General features: G+C 44.6%; 1 protein-coding gene. It reads right to left on the bottom strand.

Translation table 11 applies throughout. The features are described 5' to 3' along the window. Nucleotides 1–269, bottom strand: a 269-nt coding sequence (locus SB773_RS32085; protein ID WP_410594387.1) for a hypothetical protein, incomplete at both ends; no start/stop codon positions are given.

Here is a 269-nt window from a genome sequence, read left to right as displayed (position 1 = left end):
CAAACAATGGCCCGACCATTCCAAGCCAGAATCTCGACTTTCCGACAGACACAAAATTCCAGTCAAAATATTGACCATGAAAAATCAAAAGAAACACACTCCCAGATAAAAACAAGATCGCAACCAGAAATGCAAAAATCTTTCTTTTCCACGAGTAGTCGCAGTACCCAGCAACTATTCCCTTCCTCTCTGCATAGCAAAGGCGGAAACCTTCAAATATTCTGATAGGTACCGCGGCCAACACCAGTGCGAAATAGAGCGCGGTGACG

Source organism: Bacillus sp. SIMBA_074 (assembly GCF_046534555.1).
GTDB lineage: Bacteria > Bacillota > Bacilli > Bacillales > Bacillaceae_G > Bacillus_A > Bacillus_A mycoides.
Note: the sequence above shows the minus strand (reverse complement) of the source record. Positions and strands in the feature narration are given on the sequence as shown.